At 38.1% G+C, this 24,367-nt stretch carries 27 protein-coding genes; 3 read left to right on the forward strand and 24 right to left on the reverse strand.

Annotation, left to right across the window (positions count from 1 at the left end):
- Positions 1-15: 15 nt before the first annotated feature.
- Both AA0017_RS10595 and AA0017_RS10600 read right to left on the reverse strand, forming a co-directional pair.
- Positions 16-930, reverse strand: a complete 915-nt coding sequence (locus AA0017_RS10595; RefSeq protein ID WP_413381698.1) for a CoA transferase subunit A — start codon at positions 928-930, stop codon at positions 16-18.
- A gap of 97 nt (positions 931-1,027) precedes the next feature.
- Entirely contained in the window at positions 1,028-1,825 is a 798-nt protein-coding gene (locus tag AA0017_RS10600) for an enoyl-CoA hydratase/isomerase family protein (RefSeq protein ID WP_413381701.1), read from the reverse strand.
- A gap of 477 nt (positions 1,826-2,302) precedes the next feature.
- Between AA0017_RS10600 and AA0017_RS10605 the strand changes: the two genes are divergently transcribed.
- Positions 2,303-3,292, forward strand: a complete 990-nt coding sequence (locus tag AA0017_RS10605) for an NAD(P)/FAD-dependent oxidoreductase (protein ID WP_413381704.1) — start codon at positions 2,303-2,305, stop codon at positions 3,290-3,292.
- Positions 3,293-3,315: 23 nt separating this feature from the next.
- Complete coding sequence (locus tag AA0017_RS10610) at positions 3,316-3,561, forward strand: ferredoxin (protein ID WP_413381707.1); 246 nt, start codon at positions 3,316-3,318, stop codon at positions 3,559-3,561.
- Between the two features lie 193 nt (positions 3,562-3,754).
- On the opposite strand, the gene AA0017_RS10615 is transcribed toward AA0017_RS10610, so the two are convergent.
- The 19 genes from AA0017_RS10615 to AA0017_RS10705 form a co-directional block, all read right to left on the reverse strand.
- Positions 3,755-4,051 (reverse strand): EscU/YscU/HrcU family type III secretion system export apparatus switch protein, encoded by a 297-nt coding sequence (locus AA0017_RS10615; RefSeq protein WP_413381710.1) that lies wholly within the window; start codon positions 4,049-4,051, stop codon positions 3,755-3,757.
- On the reverse strand, positions 4,048-5,724 hold the full coding sequence (locus tag AA0017_RS10620) for a hypothetical protein (RefSeq protein WP_413381712.1): 1,677 nt from the start codon (positions 5,722-5,724) through the stop codon (positions 4,048-4,050). Before AA0017_RS10620 ends, AA0017_RS10615 begins: the two co-directional genes overlap by 4 nt.
- Before the next feature lie 21 nt (positions 5,725-5,745).
- Positions 5,746-6,552, reverse strand: coding sequence for a ribonuclease HII (locus AA0017_RS10625; RefSeq protein WP_413381715.1), 807 nt, complete (start codon positions 6,550-6,552; stop codon positions 5,746-5,748).
- An 86-nt stretch (positions 6,553-6,638) separates the two neighbouring features.
- Positions 6,639-7,502 carry a ribosome biogenesis GTPase YlqF gene (gene ylqF / locus AA0017_RS10630; RefSeq protein WP_413381718.1) on the reverse strand — a complete coding sequence of 288 codons (864 nt, stop codon included), beginning with the start codon at positions 7,500-7,502 and terminating at the stop codon, positions 6,639-6,641.
- A gap of 14 nt (positions 7,503-7,516) precedes the next feature.
- Positions 7,517-8,068, reverse strand: coding sequence for a signal peptidase I (gene lepB, locus AA0017_RS10635; RefSeq protein ID WP_413381721.1), 552 nt, complete (start codon positions 8,066-8,068; stop codon positions 7,517-7,519).
- Positions 8,069-8,623: 555 nt separating this feature from the next.
- Positions 8,624-9,442 (reverse strand): alpha/beta hydrolase, encoded by an 819-nt coding sequence (locus AA0017_RS10640; RefSeq protein WP_413381724.1) that lies wholly within the window; start codon positions 9,440-9,442, stop codon positions 8,624-8,626.
- A 15-nt stretch (positions 9,443-9,457) separates the two neighbouring features.
- The gene (locus AA0017_RS10645; RefSeq protein WP_413381727.1) at positions 9,458-10,480 is read right to left on the reverse strand and encodes a FecCD family ABC transporter permease; all 1,023 of its coding nucleotides are present in this window, start codon (positions 10,478-10,480) and stop codon (positions 9,458-9,460) included.
- Complete coding sequence (locus tag AA0017_RS10650) at positions 10,473-11,420, reverse strand: FecCD family ABC transporter permease (RefSeq protein ID WP_413382552.1); 948 nt, start codon at positions 11,418-11,420, stop codon at positions 10,473-10,475. The genes AA0017_RS10645 and AA0017_RS10650 overlap by 8 nt, the downstream gene beginning before the upstream one ends.
- Before the next feature lie 82 nt (positions 11,421-11,502).
- A complete protein-coding gene (locus AA0017_RS10655; RefSeq protein ID WP_413381730.1) occupies positions 11,503-12,492 on the reverse strand; it encodes an ABC transporter substrate-binding protein in 990 nt (329 codons plus the stop codon).
- A gap of 53 nt (positions 12,493-12,545) precedes the next feature.
- A complete protein-coding gene (locus AA0017_RS10660; protein WP_413381733.1) occupies positions 12,546-14,135 on the reverse strand; it encodes an AraC family transcriptional regulator in 1,590 nt (529 codons plus the stop codon).
- 92 nt (positions 14,136-14,227) lie between these two features.
- Positions 14,228-14,746: a GNAT family N-acetyltransferase gene (locus AA0017_RS10665; protein ID WP_413381736.1), complete on the reverse strand. Its 519-nt coding sequence runs from the start codon at positions 14,744-14,746 to the stop codon at positions 14,228-14,230.
- A gap of 1,448 nt (positions 14,747-16,194) precedes the next feature.
- Positions 16,195-16,920: a hypothetical protein gene (locus AA0017_RS10670; protein ID WP_413381739.1), complete on the reverse strand. Its 726-nt coding sequence runs from the start codon at positions 16,918-16,920 to the stop codon at positions 16,195-16,197.
- A gap of 38 nt (positions 16,921-16,958) precedes the next feature.
- On the reverse strand, positions 16,959-17,696 hold the full coding sequence (locus tag AA0017_RS10675) for a hypothetical protein (protein WP_413381742.1): 738 nt from the start codon (positions 17,694-17,696) through the stop codon (positions 16,959-16,961).
- Positions 17,693-18,574, reverse strand: coding sequence for an ATP-binding cassette domain-containing protein (locus AA0017_RS10680; RefSeq protein WP_413381745.1), 882 nt, complete (start codon positions 18,572-18,574; stop codon positions 17,693-17,695). Before AA0017_RS10680 ends, AA0017_RS10675 begins: the two co-directional genes overlap by 4 nt.
- On the reverse strand, positions 18,567-18,935 hold the full coding sequence (locus AA0017_RS10685; RefSeq protein ID WP_003322380.1) for a GntR family transcriptional regulator: 369 nt from the start codon (positions 18,933-18,935) through the stop codon (positions 18,567-18,569). The genes AA0017_RS10680 and AA0017_RS10685 overlap by 8 nt, the downstream gene beginning before the upstream one ends.
- A 250-nt stretch (positions 18,936-19,185) precedes the next feature.
- On the reverse strand, positions 19,186-19,320 hold the full coding sequence (locus AA0017_RS10690; protein ID WP_413381749.1) for a hypothetical protein: 135 nt from the start codon (positions 19,318-19,320) through the stop codon (positions 19,186-19,188).
- A 227-nt stretch (positions 19,321-19,547) separates the two neighbouring features.
- Positions 19,548-19,685 (reverse strand): hypothetical protein, encoded by a 138-nt coding sequence (locus AA0017_RS10695; RefSeq protein WP_413381752.1) that lies wholly within the window; start codon positions 19,683-19,685, stop codon positions 19,548-19,550.
- Positions 19,678-20,469, reverse strand: a complete 792-nt coding sequence (locus AA0017_RS10700) for a DUF817 domain-containing protein (protein WP_413381755.1) — start codon at positions 20,467-20,469, stop codon at positions 19,678-19,680. Before AA0017_RS10700 ends, AA0017_RS10695 begins: the two co-directional genes overlap by 8 nt.
- Positions 20,470-20,652: 183 nt before the next feature.
- Complete coding sequence (locus AA0017_RS10705; RefSeq protein WP_413381758.1) at positions 20,653-22,554, reverse strand: DUF2339 domain-containing protein; 1,902 nt, start codon at positions 22,552-22,554, stop codon at positions 20,653-20,655.
- A gap of 234 nt (positions 22,555-22,788) precedes the next feature.
- Here AA0017_RS10705 and AA0017_RS10710 point away from each other — a divergent pair, with 234 nt between their 5' ends.
- On the forward strand, positions 22,789-23,091 hold the full coding sequence (locus tag AA0017_RS10710; RefSeq protein WP_413381760.1) for a YobA family protein: 303 nt from the start codon (positions 22,789-22,791) through the stop codon (positions 23,089-23,091).
- A gap of 91 nt (positions 23,092-23,182) precedes the next feature.
- On the opposite strand, the gene AA0017_RS10715 is transcribed toward AA0017_RS10710, so the two are convergent.
- The 3 genes from AA0017_RS10715 to AA0017_RS10725 all read right to left on the reverse strand — a co-directional run bounded on the left by AA0017_RS10715 (position 23,183) and on the right by AA0017_RS10725 (position 24,305).
- Positions 23,183-23,377: a YwbE family protein gene (locus AA0017_RS10715; RefSeq protein ID WP_413381763.1), complete on the reverse strand. Its 195-nt coding sequence runs from the start codon at positions 23,375-23,377 to the stop codon at positions 23,183-23,185.
- Positions 23,378-23,379: 2 nt separating this feature from the next.
- The gene (locus tag AA0017_RS10720) at positions 23,380-23,739 is read right to left on the reverse strand and encodes a hypothetical protein (RefSeq protein WP_413381766.1); all 360 of its coding nucleotides are present in this window, start codon (positions 23,737-23,739) and stop codon (positions 23,380-23,382) included.
- A gap of 248 nt (positions 23,740-23,987) precedes the next feature.
- Positions 23,988-24,305: a hypothetical protein gene (locus AA0017_RS10725; protein WP_413381769.1), complete on the reverse strand. Its 318-nt coding sequence runs from the start codon at positions 24,303-24,305 to the stop codon at positions 23,988-23,990.
- Positions 24,306-24,367: the final 62 nt, after the last annotated feature.

The raw sequence follows: 24,367 nt of genomic DNA on the forward strand, positions 1-24,367 counted from the left end.
TAATCACTCCCCCGTCTATTCCGCTGCATAGTTAACAGATGCGGCAAATGCTTCTGTTTTTACTTTCAGCTGCGAGACACGCTCGTGCCCAAGTAGGTCTAAATATTCTTCATGGCTTGTGACACTCATTACCCATTTTTCAACCCATTGTAAAAACCCTTGTCTTGTTTTGGTTTCCTTGTGGTAATCATGAAAAAATAGATGATCACGGCTATAATGGCCTGGCATTGGTGAAGGATGGCAATAGGCTGGACAATGGACAACCGAGGTGACTTTGAAGCCTGGAACTAGCACTCGGTTCGGATCACTTATAATCAATTCGTTTTTCACTATTTCCTCCGCTAACAAAATTACTTTTTTACTTGCAAGGGCAGCATCTTGTGCAACCCCCATATTCCCCCAAAAATGAGCATTGCCTTTTTTATCTGCACGTTGAACACCAAGGATCGCTACATCTGGATTTAAAGCTGGAACATGTACTAATTTTTCCCCTTCATATTCATGAACAGATAACGAGCGATTGCTTTGTAACAAGTCTGTACCTAATAAAGATTTGGTCGGCAAATAAGGCACACCCATCGCTCCCCCTAATAATGATAATCCAAGTGAAAAATTACTATGATCTTCTATGTCAATTTTGGAAGGGATTTGTTCTTCAACACAACGGCGGTAGTTATGCCCAAGTCCTGCACTCACATTACCTGCCCAAGCTGTTTTGATACCGCTTACACTTTCAGTTCCGATTAATAGATCAAATAAAATATCCGATATCGGTGCGATTAACGTTAACTCTTTTTTTTGCTGACGAATTATTTCATAAGCAGCAGCAAATGGGATCATCGGCTCTAAACAGGCCCCAAGTACAACGGATTGACCATCTTTTACATGTAAATGAATCGCCTCTTCTAACGTTTGGACTTTATCTTCCATTTAATTTCACATCCATTTCACTCATTCTTTATTTTTTGTTTAAAATGGCGATACCGGTGAGCCGATATCGCCATTAATTATAAGCATTCTTGCTTTCCTACTTCCCAGACCAATCGGCTGAACGTTTTTCAATAAAAGCACTTAATCCTTCTTGGGCATCCTCCGAACGGAATAAGAGATTTTGTAATTCACCTTCATAGCGAATTGCGGCATTTAGTGGCATTTCTTTTCCATTCATAATCGAGAGCTTAATGTTTGAGGCTGCATACGTCGCACTGCCCGCAATCTTTTCGGCATAAGCCAAGGTTTTCGCTCGCGTTTCTTCTTGCGGGTAGATGCGGTCAACAAGACGAATGTCTAATGCTTCTTGTGGGGTTAACGTTTCGCCCGTTAAGTTTAAGTCTAACGCTTTGGAATGACCGACTTGACGAGCAAGGCGTTGCGTTCCCCCTGTTCCTGCTAGCACACCAAGCGTAATTTCGGGTAAGCCAATTTTTCCAGCTGTATCCCCCATAAAACGAAGGTCACAAGCTAGAGCCATTTCTAACCCTCCCCCTACGGTATGTCCTTCTAAACAAGCAATCCAGATTTGGGGAGAACGAGCCATTTTATCTAACGTTTCATTACAGAACAAGCAGAATTGCGTTTTAAACCTTGGCTCTGCTGCTTTTAAAAAGTTGATGTTCGCTCCAGCTGAGAAAAATTTCGGCATGTCACTCATTAAAACGGCTACTTTAATGTCACTATCAAATCGAATGTCATCAATCGCAGCATTTAATTCTTTATAATAGTCTAAATCATACGCATTCGTTTTGTTAACATGAATATGAACCTCGGCTACTCCGTTTTTCTTCACCAATGTAAGCGTTTTAGTTTCTGATAATGTTGTCGACATGAAAAGACCTCCTCGAGTTTTCTTTATGGTTTTTATTCTTTCGTAACTAATTCATAATATACATAATCTTCATTCAATTTAAAAATAGCAAAAATAAGCATTTATTTAACAAAACAGCAATATCTCTTTATTTTTCATCCAATCCCTCATTTATTCGCAATTTTATAACGGACGTTAAAATAACATAATCCCTTTTCACTTAAGTACATATTTTATAATTAGAAGCTTTTTAAAATCGATGTAATCATCCGATAAACCTTACACTTTTTGAGGATAAATAGTTATCCTTCTCCTTTGTTTCACTAACTATAGAGTTTCATCAGCCGTTTTTGAAGTCAGTAATGGTCGATTTTAAATTAAATCAATATTTTTTATTTTCTAAAAATAACTTGACAGAATGAACGAGATCAAATACATTATCTATAATTAACGATAGTTTATAAAACGTAATAAAAATAATGAATAGGAGGTTATTTAATGGAGCATCAAATAAAAGACATCACGATAATTGGTGGTGGACCAGCTGGATTGTTTGCTGCCTTTTATGCCGGAATGCGAAATTCATCTGTTAAAATCATTGAGAGTTTACCTCAGCTTGGGGGACAATTAGCAGCCCTTTATCCAGAGAAATTTATTTATGATATAGCGGGATTCCCTAAAGTTCGTGCTGGTGAATTAATTGAACGTTTAGAACAGCAAGCTTTAACCTTCGCCCCAACGATCTGTTTAGAAGAAATGGTCGAAAACCTTGAAACACTTGAGGATGGAACGATTCAATTAACAACAAATAAGGGGGTGCATTTAACAAAAACGGTCATTATTACAGCTGGGAACGGAGCTTTTAAACCGAGGAAATTGGAATTAGATAGTGCCGAACCGTTTGAATCTTCTAATCTGCATTATTTTATTCAAGATTTAAATCATTTTAGAGGAAAAAATGTTTTATTATGTGGTGGCGGTGATTCGGCAGTTGATTGGGCTTTAATGCTAGAACCTATTGCGAACCAAGTAACGCTTGTCCATCGTCGTGATAAATTTAGAGCTCACGAATCAAGTGTGACACAATTATTTAATAGCAGTGTAAAAATAAAAACCCCTTTTGTTCCTGTTGAACTACATGACAATGGTGAACGCATTTTAGGGCTAACATTAGAGCATAACAAGGAAAAAACGGAAGAAACGATTGAGTTTGATGAATTAATTATTAACTACGGATTTATATCTTCACTAGGTCCAATGAAGGACTGGGGAATAACGATTGAGAAAAATTCCATTGTTGTCAATTCAAAAATGGAAACAAATATTCCAGGAGTATATGCCGCAGGTGACATCTGTACGTATGATGGAAAAGTGAAGCTCATTGCAACTGGATTTGGCGAAGCTCCTACTGCGGTCAATAATGCAAAGGCTTTTATCGATCCAAAAGCAAAGGTACAGCCACTTCATAGTACGAGTGTCTTTGCTTAAAATTCTAGGAGAGGGGGATAAGAATGGCGAAATATGTAATCGTTGATAAAGAAACGTGTATCGCATGTGGAGCATGTGCCTCTACTGCTCCAGAAATCTTTGATTATGATGAAGAAGGTCTTTCAGAATCTATCTTAGATAATAATCAAGGAATCACTCCTGTTCCAGAAGATTTTGAGGACGATTTAGAAGATGCCGAAGAAGGATGCCCAACTGAATCCATTATCGTCGCCTTAGACGCTTTTCAAAAGGCACTTAAAAGTTCATAATATCAAAGCGGCCAAAAGATGCTCTCATTTGAGCTTTTGGCCGCTTTTTTCGTTATCTTACTCATCGTCTTCAAGCTCTTTTACTCGTTTAGAACGTACATACCGGTTCACCCGCGGAACCCGGAGTAAGCTAACGAATGTAACCAACCATATTTTAACGAGTAGACCGCTTTTCAGCGGACTCTCAATATGGTCAAGGAGTGTTCTCTTCATTTTCATAGTAATTTTTATCTAATAAATAGATAAATGCAAAAACTTCGGCGACCACTTGATATAGCTCTTCTGGAATCGTCTCATTCAGTTCTAGCTCTGAAAGCATTTGGACAAGATTAACGTCTTCTTGAATCGGAATATCTGCTTCTTTAGCACGTTTAATGATTTCGTCCGCGACAAAACCTTTCCCCTTTGCACTAACTTTTGGAGCATTTTCTTTCCCTTGTAAATATTTCAAAGCAACTGCCTGCTTAAATGTATTCGTTTGTTCTTTCATATGCGGATATCAACCCCTTTATAGCTGGAGTAACCTTGCCATTTCTCTTGCCCGGCTATATTCATATGTTTCGAATGTTCTAGATTTTGTTTCCAATAGAATGTCTGGAGCTGATAGCCAAATTGAGCGAATCTTTCCTTTAAGCTTGGGATTAACAAACTGATTAAATGGTTTGGTTTCTTATGATCATTATAAATCGTCATCGTCACGTTTTTGGACTGGACTTGAACATCAACAATCGTTTCTTCCAAAGCCTTTAATTCTAAATAAAAAAGAATTCGACAGTGTTCTGGATCTAAACTTCCATCCTCCAGTCGTTTTCCTTGCCACTGCAAATCTAGATTCCACTGCTCTTTTCCTATCAAAACTGGGTAGGACATAATCAAATGGTTTATATTCAAGTCCTGTTGTTCAATCGCTGCTAGCATCTGGATTCCAGTTAGATGAGAGATCAATCGGGAAATAGACGTTTGAACTTGAGAAGGATGCTCTTCTCCTCTTGCTTTTAATAAAATAGCCTTTAAAGAATCAAAATCATTTGTGTTAATAGCTGCCGTTCTCCCAATTTCTGCTTCATGCTGCAAGCCAAATAATTGAAAGATCTGTTGAAGCTGACTAGAAAAAGCAGGTCTGTTTTGTGTAGGGGAAACGAGGCCCTTCCAACTACTATCTAACAACTGTCTTAAAACAACTTGTTCATTTTCCGTTAAATTCGGGCGCGAAAAAAGGTTCGGCCAACTTAGCTCTTCAGTAGGCCGTTGCCCTTGAAACAAAATTCGTGCGAACGATTCTATGGTTTCCGAAACATTTAGTTGATTTTGTTGTAAAAAAGATTGAATTTGTTCACGTAGAGTTATCTGTTCTTGCTTCACTAAACTAGAATTTAAAAGCTCTGTCGCCACCCTTTGGACAAGTCGCTCAACATCTAATGTTTGTCCACTCACTCGTTCTAATAACTGCTTTGCTCCTAGCTGTAAAGGCGTACCCACTTCTTCTAAAAGAAACGATTGAAATAATCGTAATGCAAATGGCTTTTCGGGTTCCCTTTGAATTTCATTGATAAATTTTGCTAAGTTCGTCTCTAATTCCTTTGTTGATTCAGTTTGACTCTGTTGTAAAGACTGATATAAAGTAAAGATTTTCCTTATAATCGCTTCATTTGAATCAAGCTCGACAAAGGCAGAATAACCAACTGCAGTCAGTGGCCAATTTTGTTGGAGCATTCTTGAGACGTGCTCTATGGATATTGGTCCGATTTCATTTTGTCTATTAAGCAAAGAAATCGCATTAGCAAAGGCTTGTCTTGTAAAAGGAATCGATTGTTTTTGCAATGCCTGTAACAAGGTTTCCGCTTTTCCTTTTGCTTGCAGCCCGAGCTTCTCCAAAAGCTCGCCATCCTGCTCTTTTTCTTTTGCACCTGTTTGAATAAATGGTCTTAACGTCGGCAACCCTTTACTTTTTAACACTTCGAACCAATAAATTTGGCCAACTGTTAATCCAAGCTCAAGCTTCGCTGTTACCGGTACTCCATTTAACGAGAGTGTAGCGATATTGTTTGGAAATAACTTGGTCACCTGCCCTTTCATAAGCTGCCCTTGCCTAAAAGCCAAAGAAGGTTGAAAAGAAGAGGTTTGAGTTATTGCGTTTTGCTTAGTAAAAATAGATTGAAACATGCTCCCCCTCCTTTCACTTCTCTAAAATAATGAATCTTGTTTCACCATTTCTGTTTCTAAACCAGCTAACTCTAAAACCGGTTTAAAACTTTTCCGATGTTCTGAAATAATCCCATGCTGTTTAATCGCCTCTAAATGCTCGGCAGTCCCATACCCCATATTTTTCTCAAATTGATAAGATGGGTACTTTTTATGTAACTCTTCCATATACCGATCTCGAGCCACTTTTGCTAAGACGGAACTCGCGGCAATCGAAATACTTTTCTGGTCACCTTTTATTAAGGACGTTTGTTCGATTGGCAATGGAAGCTTCATCGCATCTAATAATAGATAACTAGGTTTTATAGATAAGTCAGCGACGGCATTTGTCATCGCTTTAATCGTCGCTTGATAGATATTAATCTCATCAATTATAGGTGCTGGAATCATTTGAATGGAGTACGCCAACGCCTCTTTTTTTATCACTTCACTGAATTGTTCTCGTTTGACTTTTGAGAGCTTTTTCGAATCGGTTAAACCTAATAACTGAAAATCCTCTGGCAAAATAACAGCCGCAGCAACAACAGGTCCTGCTAATGGCCCGCGACCAACTTCATCTAAACCAGCTATATAGGCATGCTCTTGTTGATACAAAACTTCTTCATATTTTCGCATTTCCTTATGCATATCGAGCAACTGCTGTTTTTTTACTTGCTGCTTCTCAAAACGAGCCAGTAGAATTTGAACACCTTTACGCTCATCTAATTTTAATTGCTCAAGTTGCTCCTTTTCTGGATGTTGTCCGTTAAAAAGGATGTGCTCAATTTCCTTAATCGTTAATGGTTTCATATTAATTTTAGCCTCTCCTTTTTATATCGACCGTCTTATTTCTTTTTTAATCAAAAAAAACAAAAACCGCTTAAAGAAGGCACTCTCTAAACGGTTTCCTTTTCGTTTTCTGGAACTTCAAATGATAATCGACCTAGCAATCCACTACGAAGTTCTCTTAAGATTGTCTCTGCTACTTTATCGTAATCAATATAGCCTCCACTAGCTAAAAACCCCCGCTTTTGACCGATTTGGTCAAAAAGCTCCACATTATCGGTTGAAAGTTCGTCCAATTTATAACGTTCTTGTAAACGTTCTGGATAATGTTCTCTTAAATAAGTTAAAGCAAATGAAGCAATGTCCTGGAAGTCTAAAATCTCGTCTTTAATTGCACCGGTTGCCGCTAAACGGAAACCTGTTTCTTGATCTTCAAATTTAGGCCATAAAATCCCCGGCGTATCAAGCAATTCAAGCTGTTTTCCGACTTTAATCCACTGTTGGCGTTTGGTCACTCCTGGTCTATCACCAACTTGAGCCGTTCTTTTAGCCGCTAAACGATTAATGAGCGTTGATTTTCCGACATTTGGAATCCCTAAAATCATCGCCCGAATCGCACGCGGTTTCATTCCTTTTGCCTTCATCTTTTCTAGCATTGGGGTGGCAAGTTTTTGACACTCTCCACTTATTTTCTCTGTCCCTTTGCCATTTTGAGAATTAATCACAAGCACAGCGTAGCCTAACTTTTCAAAATAGCTCTTCCACTTGGCCGTACGACTTTCATCCGCTAGATCGGCTTTATTTAATAAAATTAAGCGAGGTTTATGTTCAACCAATTTATCAATCATAGGGTTTCTTGATGAAAGCGGAATTCTGGCGTCCACTAATTCAATGACGACATCGATCATTTTTAATTGTTCTGTTACTTCTCTTCTTGCTTTGGCCATATGGCCTGGAAACCATTGTATTGTCATGTTATTACTCGCTCCTATTTTGCTATCCTCACTTCTGTTAATGGCCAGAAAATGATGCTTGCTTTTCCAATTACTTCATCATACGGTACCGTACCAATATCACGACTATCTTTACTGTGACGACGATTATCACCAAGAACAAATAAGTGATCGTCAGGTACGACAAATTGATTTGTCACATCTTCTAATGTGAAATTATTTGTTAACGTCTCGCCTTCATATCGTACTTTTAATTCCTCTAAAAAGATTTCATCTATTGGTTCCCCATTCACATATAAAACATCGGAACGATACTCAATTTCATCACCAGGTAACCCAATAATTCTCTTTATATAATCTTTCCCACCGGGAGCATGAAAAACAACAATGTCGAATCTCTCCGGTTCAAAAAGTGTATAACTAAATTTGTTTACAATCATCCGATCGCCATCCTGCAATGTTGGCGTCATCGACTCCCCATCAACGACAATGGGGGCAAACAAAAAATAGCGAATTAAAAAAGCTAATAATAAAGCAATAATAATCGCCTTTAACCATTCCCATGAACCACTGTTCTCTTTCTCCATCTTCTAGCCTCCAAATTGACTGTTTATCAACTCTTTTTTATTTTAGCATAAGTTTATAGGAGTTAACAGAAATGAATACAACGAGGCTTGTTCTCTAGCGATTTTTCTCGGCTCTTTTACCTTTCATCAGTTGTTGAATTCGGCTGGACGGTGTTTCAGCGTTTTTTTTATAGCACCTTCGGGAAAATCTGGGGAGGCGACTAAAAAACCGGGCAACTCGTTAAAACATGGTTATATTAGTTAGTTATACTCCACCAGCTCCATACCCTACGCGTTCCGCGGGTGAACCGGGAGCCTCCTCGCTCATCGCTGCGGGGTCTCCCGTGTTTCACTTCTCCCGCAGGAGTCTCCGGGTATTGTGCTGGCTCCGTTTTGGTCAAAGAAAAAACAACTGAAGCTATAGTTGATTATCTAATAAATAACCTAATGGTTCGAAATTTGCTTCCTTGTTAAAGATGAGAATGAGACTTTTTCAGTGGCCTCAATCCAAGTGGACGGGCTTTCTCCTCACAATATCCAAACAAAAGCAAAACTCTATTTTTACCACCCTCCTTTTTATAAATGAATGGACTCATTCTCATCTGACAAAAAGAATTTTAACATCTCCGTCATTAAGGGATGCAAGACGGTGACATGACCTGTATTGGGCATCACTAATAATTCGAGTTTTAACCATTCTTGTTCAACTTCCACTAAGTGTTGATACATCGCTTTTGCTTCCTGTATCATCATTTCCTTTTCATTGCCACCAACACTAATCAAAACCTTAACTACTTCCGCACTCGAACCAGCATTTTCCTTACTTCTCTCCAAAAATTCCTTCGCCTTTCCTTTAATATAGCCATTCTTCCACCAGATCGACGGGCTGCCTGCGATGTAATATTGAAACAACCGTGGTCGTGTAAATAGAGTATGCAATGTGGCTAGTCCACCAAGTGAATGGCCAAATAAAGCAAACTTACTCGTGTTTACCTCATACTTCTTTTTCACAAAAGGGATAAGTTCATTTTCGATAAAATCAAGAAACGGTTCAATTCCTCCTGATTTCGGCCACCCTTCCATATGCGGTGTCTCCATTAACTCATCCGCAGTTGCCGCCACCGTGTAATCCCAGAAACGATTTTCACGATGAAAAGGTTCATCTGTTTCATAACCGACTGCTACAACAATCGCCGGTCGATAACCATGTGGTTTCCGTGTTTGCAATCGAATGGCCTCCGTAATAGAAGCAAATACAGCATTGCCATCCAACACAAATAGCACCGGGAAACCTTCTTCAGGAGCTTCCTCCTTTGGTGTCGAAATCATAATTTGATAACGTCTGCTAGTATTCATTTCAAGTACAAACTGTTCAGTATTAGGTAACTGATACATATTTCTTTCACTCCTTTATGTTTTTCGTGCTCTAAATAATAAATAAACAAAGTAGGGAACTCCGATGATTGAAATGACAATTCCAACCGGGAGCTGTGCGGGGGCAAATATCGTTTTACCGATCCAATCTCCGACAACGACCATCGCCATCCCGATTAATCCACTAAGTGGCAAAATTCTTATATGACGCACTCCGAGTAATTGCCTTGCTATATGCGGGGCAATTAGACCAACAAAGCCGATGCTTCCAGAAACAGAGACACAGGCACTTACTAACCCAACACTATAAAAAATCAATAAATACCTTTCTTTTGTTAAAGAAACTCCTAATCCTTTAATACTTCCATCCACTAAACTGAAAATATCCAGCACTTTTGCTTTATAAATAATAAGCGGAGTCAAAACGAGCACCCACGGTAAGATCGTCCACACATATTTCCAGTTGGCACTATAGACACTTCCTGCTAACCAAACGGCTGCTGTTTCATAATCACTTGGATTCATTTTTAATGAGATGAATAAAGTGATTGCCCCAAATCCAGCTGATACCGCAATCCCGACTAATATAAAGGTCTGTGGGTCAAGCCTTCCTTTTTCTGTTGCAAAAAAGAGAATCAACAGAACAGCCGTAATTCCACCGAACCAGCCAAATAACGGCATCGCTAAAATGCTCACCCAGTTCACGTCCATGATTTGTCCTTGAAAGAAAAAGAGAAAACCAACAATCGCTGCCCCAGCACCTGCATTAATCCCTAAAATACCAGGGTCCGCTAACGGATTTCTTGTAATGCCTTGTAAAACAGCACCCGCAGTACCAAGACCAAAACCAACCATTGCCCCTATTACAATTCGAGGCAAACGAAAATCAAAAATAATTAAATCATATTGTGGATTTTTCTCCATTCGAAATAGAGTTTGAAACGTTTCCTTTACCGTTAACGAATAAGAACCACTTGTAAGACTGAAATATAGTCCTAAACCAATTACAGCAATTACCGCACTATAAATGAAGTAGACTTTTTTACGATCGTTAAACACGCTGCTTTCCCCCTCTCGTTTTGATTAAATAAAGAAGGAAAGGGACACCAAATATTGCAGTCACGACACCGACTGGCGTTTCAAAAGGAAAATTAATTAATCGACTCACTACATCACAAAAAGCAAGTAACAAGCCACCAATTAAAGCTGAACTTGGGATGATTTTTCGGTAATCCTGACCAACAATAAACCTCGCGATATGAGGAACAGCTAAGCCAACAAAGGCGATTTTTCCAGCTAAAGCAACGGAGATTCCAGTTAAAATAACAACCGCTAAGAATACCAAACCTTTTATTAAACGAATCCTTAAACCAAGCCCAACTGAAATCTCCTCTCCTAAAGAAAGAAGACTCACTTGCTTCGCTAAAAACAAGGCAAATAGCATCCCGACAAGTCCAAAAGGGAGCACCCACTTAAGTAATGTCGGATCCATTTGATGTAACCTCGCATTATACCAAAAGCTAATATTTTGTGAGATTTGAAAATACGTGGCTAGTGCTTGTGATACACCAGCTAAAAATGTGCCGATAATCGTTCCTAATACAGCAAGCCGAACCGGGCTATATCCCCCAGGAATGACCGAGGCAATTCCAAACACAACACCAGCTCCAATCGCTGAGCCTACTAGAGAACTGCTAATCATCATTAAAGGACTGGTTGTAGGCAAAAAAATCATTAAAATCGTAATCATAAAAACAGAACCATCCGATACGCCCATAATCGAAGGAGAAGCTAAATAATTTCGAGTCATCCCTTGCATAAGTGCTCCTGATACGGCCAGGCTCGCTCCAATCACTAATGCCCCAATTAGTCGTGGCAATCGGCTTTGGACAATTACCTGATGATTGGTATTCGTCTCATCAAAATTCGTGATGATAGCAAATACAGTAGTCCATTCCATAGACTTTGCCCCAATCGATAATGAGCTAAAACAAACCATTACCAAAACAAGAAAAAGACTGCTCCAAAGAAAAAGAGAAACCAATAATCTCTTTGGTTTCTCCTTAAATGAGGAATTTAGATTACGGGACAAGATGCTCTTGCACCTTTTCTAGAAATTCAATTCGACTCCATGAGGGCCCACCTTCAGAAAGTGGATCAATTATATTGACGAATGTTTGATTTTCTTTAAGAGCAGGGACATTTTGTAAGATTGGATTGTTTTTCAATTCCTCCACAACATCATTCGTAACATCGGCATTTTCAGCATCGGCATACTGAATAAACAAGAAGTCTGGATTGATTTCCGCTAACTGTTCAATTGAAATTAATTCTTGGGCCTGCGCTGCTTGAACAACGGCTGGAACTTCAAGCTCTAAATCATCATATAAAATCGGATTAAGAAAGACAGATTCCGGATACACGTATAGGTTTCCACTTCTTACTCGAATCGACAGCACGTTTTTCCCTTCTGTCACCGCTTGAATGTTTTCTTTTGATTGCTCTAGCTGTGCCTCATAATCATGAATCGCTGTTTCAGCCTGCTCTTGTTGTCCTGTAATGGTTGCTAAAAAGTTCAAATTATCTTTCCAATCCGTGGCGATATGCGAAATCTTCACGGTTGGAGCCATTTTTTCAAGATTTTCAACGACCTCTGGTGGGAATTTTGTTGAGGCTAAAATGATATCTGGATTTAACTCCAAAATCTTTTCTAAATCAGGCTCTGTTTTTTCACCAATCGGTTCCGCTTGTGCTGTAATCGATTCAAATCGTTCAGGAAAAGCTCCACCAACAGTCATCGCTCCAATTGGTTGGACGTCTAATACTAAAAAGTCTTCCATCGCTTCCATCGCTCCGGTCACGACAATTCGTTCAATTTGAGCAGGCAGTACATACTCCTCCCCTAGATAAGTAACGGTTTGTTCAGATTCCACCGTTTCGCTGCCCTCACTCGTTTCCGTACTTTCTATTGAATTAACCTCTTCATTTTCACCAGCTGTTTCACCACTATTGCAAGCTGATAACATAAATAATAGGAATAACATACTGCCTATAAACCACTTTGTTCTCATCCTCTATTCTCCTCTCAGTCATTACGAATGATAATCATTCTCAATAATGTTGATTATACGGATTCTAACTGAGAAAAACCATGGACTTTTTTTCGATTAAGCATGGATTTTAACTGCTTAATGAAAAAACGGACCTTTCTCAATTGGGCATAGGATGAATACTCAAACCATAAATCAGACTGTAAAGAAATGATTCGATTGGTTTTTACGGCAGGCAACAACTGCCATTCTTTTGTTTGCTGGAGTTCTAAATAGTGTTGCTCTGTTGTTTTATCTTGGAGGCGTAATAGCCAAAGCTCTTCCGGTGCTAATGTTGCTAGCTCTTCGACTGTGACTAATTTTTGTCCTGTTGTTTTTGATAGTGAAAATCCAAAATCCTGAAACAAATCCCTCGTTCCTCTGTTTTGATAAACATACATCTTATTTTCATACATTCGTAGGATCATAGGGGGACGGACCATCTTGATAAGTTTAAGAAGCTGCTTACCTTCTGATAGTTCTTCCATGTAGCTTTCTAAAAAAAGCTGATAATCCTCGTTTTTATTCAGCTTAGTCGCAATCAAATGCAGTTGATCCTGCCACGATTTTTGTTCATCTACTTGCAAGAGGGCACACTCATTAATCGTTAAATTTTCTCTAAATCGATCAGGAAAATGCTTCTTTGAAATCATCATATCTGGTTTATATTTTTTTACCTTCTCAACATTTGTTTCCCAATCAATTGTTGCACGATAAGCATCCAAATGAATCGGAATATGATTGCGGTAATGATCAAAATAGTATTTTGTCCATTTTGAGTGGATTGGAGCAGCAATTGGGTATTGTGTGAGAGCGATTAAATCCCCTAATACAGAGGAATCAAAAGCAACCACTTTAATAGAATGCTCTTGACGAAATTGACTTGGTGATACCCCGACAACTTTCTTAAATTTACGACTAAAATAAAATTCATCTGCAAACCCAAGCCGATTGGCTATTTCTTTAATCGTCGCTTTTTCTGTTTGTAAAAACGCTTTTGCTTTTGTCATTTTCACTTCAGTAGTAAAGTCAGTAATGCTTTTCCCTGTTCTCTCTTTAAACTTTTCACTTAGATAACTACTTGTCATGCCAAACATTTGGGCTAATTCTTCCAACCGAATCACTTTTTCGACAGACGTCTCGATATACTGCTTAACGTTCTCAATTTCGTCTTCATTAGCAGCTTTATTTCCGTTTTCTAAACAAATATATAGCATTTCCAAAAAACGATACTGACATAAAAAAGAGCGATTCTGCCATTCTTTATAAAGTTGAATAGGCCATTCTTTTAAATGCTGAGGTAAAACACCTTTTCGTGTTTGGAAAAATCGGTTATCTAGTGGAATGAATCCCTTCTCCTCGGATTCATTCACTTGATAACATTGAAAATAGAATCGATACATCGACATTGACCTTGGTAACGGACCATAAGTATCCCCTGCATTTATTAATAAAAAATCTCCTTCCTTCAATGAAATTGATTTTTCATTATGATTAATACGCCCTTCTCCTGACTCAACGAAAAGAAAAATAAAAGTATCCGCGAACTGAATACTGTTAGCCAGATGCTGGTTCGCATATAAGACACTCTCTAAATGAATAACCGTATTAAACCAGTCCCTCATACAATCACCTCTAATTGAATATGATTCTCATTATCGGAGTATAACATAAAAAAAGAAAGAGGCTAATCATACTAACCCCTTCCAAAATCGCTTCACTTGTATAAGTGTTTATACTCCTCAAACAAAATAGCAAGTATTAACATATCCGAGTAGACACCATGATAATAAAGAGCTTGTTTTAACGTCCCCTCTAATTTAAAACCAGCCTTTAAATAAGACTTTATAGCCGCTTTATTATGAGAGAATACTTCTAATTGTAAGCGATTAAGTTTTAATTCCTCAAACGCATATTGCATCAACAGTTGAACGCCTTCTGTCCCAAGCCCTTTATTCTTAAAATCCGGATGATGAAGGGCGATCCGGAAAGCTGCACTATAGTTGTCTTTGTCGATATCAACGATCGCCAAGTCACCAATCATTTGCTCATCGTCTTTAAGACAAATGGCAAAATCAACTCGCGTTGGATTGATTTTAAACTTTTCGAACGCCTTTTTCACTTCTTCTAGCGTGAATTTTTTTCTCGTCCCCGTCATTTCCAACAATGAGAACGGTTGGTTTAGTAACCAACTTGAATTCCTCCTTTTCATTCCATAGCAAAATAAAAATCTCAACTTACCTTCATATCAGCTTTATTACATTACTTATTATGACTCCCACAATCTTGTTTTTTTCTCTTTTGGAAGTAATTTAATGTGTAATAGATTATCCAAAAGCTCATAATAACCAAAAATACAATTAAAGGTCTTTTATCAGCTGCAAGGGTAAACTGAAGGATAAGGGCCAATATTAGAAAGGGTGGCATTAATATCCAATAATACTTGTCCTTTAGGATTTTAATATGAACCAACTCCTTTTTACTTATTACTCAACTTTCGCATCGAGAAAGTCCGTTCAACTAGTTGGCAGAGCGAAAGGGAAGCTCTTAAACAAATGCCCTTGACACGTTTGAAAAGCGAGAACGTACTATCACACAAAACGGATAAACTGCGCATCAAGAAAAAATATACAATGTACAATGCCCTCCGGCGGTCGCTCCCAAAACCATACTCCGCGTCCTTGCCGAGAACCTGGCGAGCCTCCTCGGCAAGCCTTGCGGGGTCTCGCTCCGGTTTATTCCCGCGGGAGTCTCCGTATGGTTTTGTCCGCTAAGTGTCGTGGAGATGCTTGATGATAGGGCCATTCTCAATCAGCTATTTCTAACGCAGAAGGACCTTCTTCTTCCCTTTGTTGGTTATGGAACTAAATAGGTCGTTACCCCCTATTTTTTTCCTAAGTCTGCCGTCATGAAAAGACAGGATTCCAATCGAAACAAGCTCGATCATCTAGCTAACGTACAGAGCATCCACACTGATTTGTTTACAACTGTAACGGAATGAGTCATGGAAGGAGAAAAAATCATTCTCAAGCTAATGGACGTTGAAGTCATGACTGTTTTTTTATTCAATGAGAAAACCGAACCTAGATTCGATTCCATGATCTAGCGGACAAACAGACACGGAGACTCCCGCCGGAATAAACCGTCCAATGAGACCCCGCAAGCGTGCTGAGGAGGCTCATGAGGTTCCGGCAGGACGCGGAGTGTCTGTTTGGGAGCGACCGCCGGAGGGCATGAAACAAGTAGAGCATAAATCACTCCCATGTCTGGTGTCTGTTTGGTAGCGCACGCCGAGGCGCTTCATTTAGTGAACAGTTTCCTTCAACAGCCTATGGAGAGAGGTGTTCAGACTGTCAACGATTGAACCGTTCATGTAAAGTCAATTTGAGTATTGTATCTCCCTAAAGTTAATCTCTATCAACGGTTAAGGGTTCATTATACGCTGCGAAAGTTGAGTTATTATTCTAATATTTCAAAAAACCTTTAGCATTTATTTGCAGATAATCCAGTGACATAAATGATTAATTTCACTTTTCCACTCAATTCTTCTGCCCCCATAGTTACATAAAAAACGTGTAAACACAGGATATTATTCAATCTTTTTTATATAAACATAAAAAAGCACCCCTCTAATGAGAAGTGCCTAGTTCTTTAGATATTATCAAAAAATTATCAGTCATGCACTTAAGAAACTCCTTTTTCTCTTTCACGCAATGATAAACTATGACCACCACGTTCTAATGGTCCATTTTTCATTAACAAATAAGAGAGGTATGCAAAGACTACGCCAACGCCTGACACAATGTGTAAAAAGGCAAGAGGACTTTCAAATACAAATTGGATGACAGAATCAACATTGCCAAACATCCACCAAGATAACCCAACTAACGATAACACAGCTCCCCCTAACATCATCTTTACTGCTCCAAAATAATACCAGACGGACGCAATAAGAATTCCAAGTCCAATAGCAAAAACTCCCCACAGAACATCAACCCAAAAGTATAAAAAGGCATTTGATGAAGCATTGATCCCAGCCATATGAATTAATTGATTCGTATTCAACCCTTGCTCATACAAAAATTGATTCAACTGATGCATAACATTTAAAATAAACATACTTATGACGATAAAAATTCCAGAGACAATAAAATTTCCGATTAAGAATTGTTTCCTAGTACCGCCAAAAGCCATAAATGTCGGATACGTTTTGACGAATATTTGAAATGGATAAAAGAGAAGGAATCCATAAAATGGGCCAAACAAAGCACCTGTCATCCCCTCAACCTGCATAACCATACCTAAAAAAAGGTAAAAAGCAAACAGGATCGCTGTTACAAGCGTCATAATATAAAATTGAAAACGCATATCTTCCCAAATGAGTCGAAATGGTCCTCTAAAAGTATTCATTAAACCTCACCTACTCCAATTATTTATACTTTTTAAACTTACTTTTTTTCACTACTAGTAAGCACTCTTTTTTCTCGAAATGATAATCCGTGACCGCCTCGTTCGATTGGTCCATTCCTCATCAAAAAATAAGAGATAACCAAAAATAAACCACCTAATCCACCAACTGTATTCATAAAAGCTAAGGAATGCTCAACAATGAAAGATATAATCTTAGAGAAATCGCCAAATGTACCCCAGCCAATCAACACTAACCCTAAAAGTGTCCCCACAATTAAAGCCTTTACTGTACCAAAGTAATACCAAACCGAGTTCATCATAAACCCTAATCCAAAAGCAAAGACTCCCCACAATATATCTGTCCATATATATAGAAAAGCATTTGTAGACTCATGAATCCAACCAGCGTGAATAAATTGAGCTGAGCTAATTCCTCTATCAAACACCCACTGATTTAACTGATACATGCCATTTAAAATAAGCATCGTTATGAGCAAAAACAAACCAACATTGAGATAAGTCGCAAACAGAAACTGCTTTCTAGTTCCACCAAAAGCAAGCGTGTACTTATAACTCTTGTTAAAAAGGATAAATGGATAGATAATAAACAATCCATAGATCGGCCCAAATACAACCGCAGCAAATTGATCTACATTTAATAAAAGGCCTAACCCAACCATAAAAACTTCTAAGAAAAAGGTGATCAATAAAATGATATAAATTTGAAAACGTAAATCTTCAAACAAAATCAGAAAAGGACCTTTAAATGTATTCATGATACATTAGCCTCTTTTCGTTCTTTTTGTGTAATTTGAACGAGATAATCTTGGAGTGGTGCTTTTTCGATTTTGACTCCAGCCTCACTCGCACGCTCCTTCCACTCTTCTGTAAAAGGAACATCAACCATTACATGGATTTGAGTCCCTAACGTTTTTGTCTCTAACACATGTTCACCAATGATTAATGATTCAACTTGCTCTTTTTGTCCTGTTAACAAAATGCCTTTTCTATTCAACTCCTCGGTTTCTACATAATCAGAAACGGTCTGCTTATCAATAATCGCAATTTTTTCACATAGTGGCTCAATTTCATCGATATGATGGGAAGAGAGAATGATTAGACGTGGGTGGTCCTCATACGTATCTAGTAATAATTGATAAAAAACCTTACGCATATGGGCGTCCAATCCATTCGTTGGCTCGTCAAAAATCGTAATGGGTGCTTTGCTTGCTAATCCAATAACAATTTTAATCATCGTTTGCATCCCTTTGGAGAATTTACGAATTTTTTTCTTACGTGGTAATTCGAATAACTCCACCATTTCTTCAGCAAAAGCTTGATCCCAATTCTCATTAAAATAAGAACCAAAGCGCAAGGCATCATCAACATTCCACAGTTCGGAAAATGGGTGGTTTTCCTGCATATACGTAACATGTTTCATCGTTTCACTATGATTATATGGAGCGATTCCATTCACAAGTAGCTGACCACTTGTTGGTTTTTCTTGACCAGATAATAACTTCATTAACGTTGTTTTTCCGGCCCCATTACGCCCCCATAATCCAGCAATAATGGGTTCACCTTCAAACAAATTCACCTCATTTAAAGCGAGTGATGGCCCATAATAAAAAGATAAATTTTCAATTTTAAGCATCTTTATCCTCCTTAATAAATTGAATCAGTTCTTCTTCTGTTAAGTGAATTCTCTTTGCCTCATTTAACATAGGTTTCACATATTGTTTATAAAAATGTTCTTTTCTTTGTTTCATCAGAGTAGCCGTGGCACCATTAGCAACAAACATCCCGACACCTCTTTGCTTATAGACAAGTCCTTCATTCACCAATGTCGCAAGTCCTTTTTGGGCCGTAGCACGATTGATTTGGTAAAATTGTGAGATCTCTGTTGTAGAAGGGATTTGGTCGCCTTCCTTTAAATGACCTTCGACTATATCATCTGCTATCATATCAGCAATTTGCTGAAAAATTGGTTTAGAATCATCAAAAACAGCCTTCACTAATGTCTCCTTCCCTCTATAGGTTGATATGTTGATTACTTGTGTAATCAACTATACTTCGAATCAACCAAAAAGTAAACCATTTTTTATTATTTTCTATATTTCTCTTTCTTAGCCCACGTCAAAAAAAGCCTTAAACAAAAGGGTTTAAAGCTTCTTTATCCAGTATAAAAATGGGCGGAAGTCAAATGTTTTGGGTTGGTGGTATTACTATTCGTTTTCTAGCGATTGCTGTGTCCTATTAGCTTCTTTACGACGCAGATGCCCCTCTCTTTCCCACATTCCACGTCGCTTCTCCTTCTTTACGACGCGGCTCCTTCCCTTTTCCCACATTCCACGTCGCTTCTCCTTCTTTACGACGCGGCTCCTCTCCTCTTTCCCACATTCCGCGTCACTTCTCCTTCTTTACGACGCGGCTCCTTCCCTTTTCCCACATTCCACGTCGCTTCTCCTTCTTTACGACGCGGCTCCTCTCCTCTTTCCCACATTCCGCGTCACTTCTCCTTCTTTACGACGCGGCTCCTCTCCTTTTCCCCACATTCCACGTCGCTTCTCCTTCTTTACGACGCGGCTTCTCTCCTCTTTCCCACATTCCACGTCGCTTCTCCTTCTTTACGACGCAGGTGCCCCTCTCTTTCCCACATTCCACGTCGCTTCTCCTTCTTTACGACGCGGCTCCTTCCCTTTTCCCACATTCCACGTCGCTTCTCCTTCTTTACGACGCGGCTCCTTCCCTTTTCTCTCATTCATTCTCAGAAAAGTGTCTCGGTTTTCTAAGATCGTATTTAACATGTTTAAGCTGTGCGACGATTATAAAACTAACGATTATTAATAAAAACCAGGAACTAATCTTACCAATATGAACCAATTCCCATGTTCCTTCCTGGTTTGGATATTGCCAGGCTCCAAAAAAGGTTGTTATATTTTCCGCAATCCAAATAAAAAAGCCAATGAGTATAAACGATAAGACCAGTGGCATCCGGTAAACCGAATCTTTGAGTCGGAAATGAACGAAGGAACGGAAAAATAAAACAAATAATAGGACCGTTAAAACCCAACGAATATCATACAAAAAATGATGAGTAAAGAAATTCAAATAAATCGCTGCTCCGAGGGGAATCGTCCAATAAGATGCTGGCCAACCCACGAGTTTCAAGTCAAGCCTTTTCCATGCCTGGCATATATAACTGGCAACACTTGCATACATAAAACCACTATATAAAGGGACCCCAAAGATTTTCGTTAAAGACTCCTCGGGATAAGACCAAGAGCCCATATGAACCTTATATATTTCCAAAGCTAGTCCGATCACATGGAATACCGCTATGACTTTTAATTCATCCTTTGATTCCATCCCACTGTAGTACATGAGCACTTGGACCACTAAACAGACAAGTAAAATAAAATCGTAACGGTATAAAAATGGAATCTCAATGACGGTTGATAACGCTAAAGCTAAAAAAATCGCCACAGGAAACAGACAGGATAAAGCTTGCTGATAAGTAAAATGATACAACTGACTAAAAAACTTCACGACAAACCGCCTCACTACATTTATTAAAAAAAGGTAATAAAACATCCTTTTTATTTTACCATAATTCAACATTTTTGAAGATATTCTTTTGTTCCAAAAATAGGGACCAGCCCAGCTCCTCATAAGAATGACCGATGCTTAGCCCCATGTTTTTCTAAGCTATTTAAATACGAACGTTTGCCTTCACCCTATATGTTCGTGTTCCTCTTTTTCTTTTTTGACATAAAACAATCGTGACAGCAAAATACCGATAATACCCAAACCAATAAATAAAATGGCTCGAATCATAATTGTTAAATAATACAGATCAGTAAAAATCACTTTTAATAACGTTAAAAATAACAGACCTAACCCTAACAAACGAAACGCTTTTTTATCATAGACAACCCCAATAATGATACTTCCTGCCGCATAAAGGGCCCAAGCAAAAGAAATGCTCATCATCGAGATATTTCCATCTGTTAATCCACTCGTCAACATACGTACAAAATCGGATAGTATCACCAAATGAACGATAACATTTATCGCCCCCATCACAATTAACACTGCTTGATTTTGTTGATAAGTGCTTCTCGTCCAAAAGTATAACCCTAGAAGTGAGCCTGCTGCTGCGACAAAAGTAATAAATACTAAACTCCAAATGACTTCATATGGTGGCAGACTAAACATCAACAACAGATGACCAAATATTGAAGCAAAAAGAATCGTAATATGAACCTCTACTTTTTTCTGATAGAATTTTTTCGATAAATACACAAGCCCGTATAAACTAGCGATAAAAAAGAACCAGATGAGCCCCTCAAAACTTACCATCTTGAAAATAGGGGTTTGGAGAACGAGTATCACTCCAACAAAGTATATAAATCCCCCCATTACTTGCTGAAAAATAAACTGGTAACGCGCCCCTAAATAGAGAGCGATTAAACCTTGAATTAAAAAGATAATCGTAAGTGTATTTCCTTCATATTGAAAGGCCTCAAGGATAAGCAAAAAAAGCGCAAATGATGTTATCGCGATCGATACGGAACTAAATTCTCTTTTTGACAAATCAGTTGCATGACGTTGCAGATAAAACATAAAAGCAAAAGCAACAGAAATAAAAATTAAATAAATAAAATAGAAATAATCTGCTTGTAAAGTTCCCACTTTCACCCAAAAAATGGTTACTACAAAACTTGTAAACAATAACGGAATCGGATACATCTTTTGGAATTTACGTAGGTAAACCGCGTAAAAAATAAGCAGTTGCTGAATAACGGCACCTACAGCCATCACTTGAAGCATCCGATCAACATCAAACATAATCGCTGAAATCACAAAAGCGAAATAAACGAGATGAAGCAAACTTGTCGTTACATAAAATAATATTTTATAACCTTTATTAATCGCAAAATAAACGAGAGCCGCATAAAAAAGAATCACATATACAACAGGCACTAAAATCGTTGAGGTTCCAAAAACAAGAAACGGAATCAAATAACCAATAATCGCTATTAACGTTGCCATCACTTCTGATTTATAGTGATGGGCTAAAAAGAGACCGATTGAAATCCAAATGAGATTCAAAATAAAGGCTGGGTATGTTGGAATCATCAAATAGAGAATATGCATGGCAAATGTCGTTAAGATAAGGACACCAACAGCTCCAACTAATAAGGTCTTACCAAGCCCTTCACGCTTTGCTTTCATTTGTCTTTCACCAACGAAATAAAGCAGGATAGCCATGATAAATCCTAATACGACACGAACTGGTTCCGTTAATATGCCATAATCGACAACGACTTTAAATCCCCATATAATTCCAATAAAAAGCACAAAAATAAAAATACGTGGCAACCAAACTCGACCAATTACATACTCCCAGTCTCTAGACTCCTGTGGCTTAGTTGCTGAATTTAACTCAATAGTTCTTTGTGGAGACTGAGTATCTTCTAATAACTGAGATTTATTCTCCTTCTTTTTTAAGACTCCCTGGGATATTATTGCCCCTTCCTCCTGATTCAGATGTTCGTTTTTCAACAAACGTATTTCTCGCTCTAGTTGTTGAACTCTCTGTTCTAATTGCTCCATTCTCTTCTGTTCCAATTAGGCTCCCCCTTTCGTTTTGTTAGAATTATCCAATATATTCTTATTTACCATACACCTTCATAAGAACTATTTCTACCAATTCTAAAAAAACACAAATACTTTTTATCTTTAAAAGCAGGGTTCTTTCATCATATTAGAGAATTTATAACGACGAGATAAATTTGAAGGAGAATCAAAATGCTCAGAAAAAAAGTATGGTTGAGATTATTATTTGTTGGGAGTCTGTTCTGCTTGCTCTCCTGCTCTAATCAAACATTTAACGAAGCTGGCTTAATGCAAATGGAAGGAATTGTTGCTAAAATTAGTAACAACGAAATACTAGTCGTAGAAGGTGTGACAAGTGACGAGATAAACGGACTCTCAGAACAAGAAATCATCGAACACTCAAATGAAGCCACCTACTTCACCCTATTAGAAGACAACAACTCCATTGATGATTTAATGGTTGGAAACAGTATTAGAGTTTGGTTTGAAGCATTAAACTTGTCTAAACCAGCATCTGGAATTGGCAGCCATATCGAAATTCTTGATTAATATAAGAAAAAGCTACCAAATCCCGAATTCATATCGGGTACTTGGTAGCTTTGTGTTGCCATTTGACGCTTACAATTTAAGTAGTGGAGAACTACTCCACTATCTCCTTCACTCTTCCAACAATTCCATTTTCAAGCATCACTTTAATTCCATGCGGATGTTGAGCAGAATTCGTAAGCAGTCTTTTTACCACACCTTCTGTTAAATTTCCTGTTCGCTGGTCCTGCTTTTGCACGACCTTCACCTTCATTCCAGGTTTAATATTTTCTCTCTTTGTACCAGGCATTTTCAATTGGCTCCTTCAGCTTTTTTTATGTAAATATCAGCAATTTTAGTAGGTGAAAAGGAAACGTTTAACACATCTTGTAATTCTTCCTTCACTTTTACCGTTAAACTCTCCCCTATTTTATTATGCTCATCTTCCATCTTCATACCATTTGGTTTCAGTTTGTCCTGTTCCCAGTCAATCCATTTCCCATATGATAAAACCCATTCATTCAATTTGTTTTTTAACGATGGTGAAAGTGGAACACCAGCTAATTCAAGATTGGCACCACACTTTTGACACCAGATTGGCTCAGCCCCAATGTCTGCCTCGATCTTTATCTCTTCTAATTGATTTAGTCCACAAAAACAATCTATATTCATTATTGGTGAACCACCTTCCTTGGGTCAGTCAACTTTATCTATTTTATCTTATTAAAAGTAAAACGTCATTGATTTTGAAAAGTCTTTTTTGTTGTGGAAGTGAAGAAAGTGTTCAGCTTGTTTAGTTTGGTAATGAAATTGCTACGTTGACATGGTGACGGTGCGGATTATCAGGACACCATAATAACATGAGCAGAATCTATAACAAATGTCCTTACCTTTATTCACAGCTAGCTAACTTGCTCTCGTCAAATCGGTGTATTTGCTGCCATAGCCTTACTTTTTTTATAAAGAAAAACCGTTAATAATAGCAGACTGAAAATGATTAGGAAAATCGCCAATGTCGCCCCACCAAAAAACAAAAGATGATCCTTTTGAAATGTATAAAGAAACCAAATGATGACAATTAACACATTTATAACAAAGTTAAATAAAGCCGTATGAAAAAGATAAGGAAACAATTTTTTCGTTTTTTCCATTCTTTTCACACCTAATTGATAACTGATCAAAAAGGATATCAAGTACCCAATAACAAAAACTACATAAGCTAAATCAACAGCCGACATTTTGAACCCTCCTTAAAATAATTAACTTGAGTGGAATTGATGACTTTTAAAATTAAGAGTCT

Origin of the sequence: Alkalihalobacillus phoenicis (genome assembly GCF_047302405.1) — a bacterium.
Classification (GTDB): domain Bacteria; phylum Bacillota; class Bacilli; order Bacillales; family Bacillaceae_D; genus Alkalihalobacillus.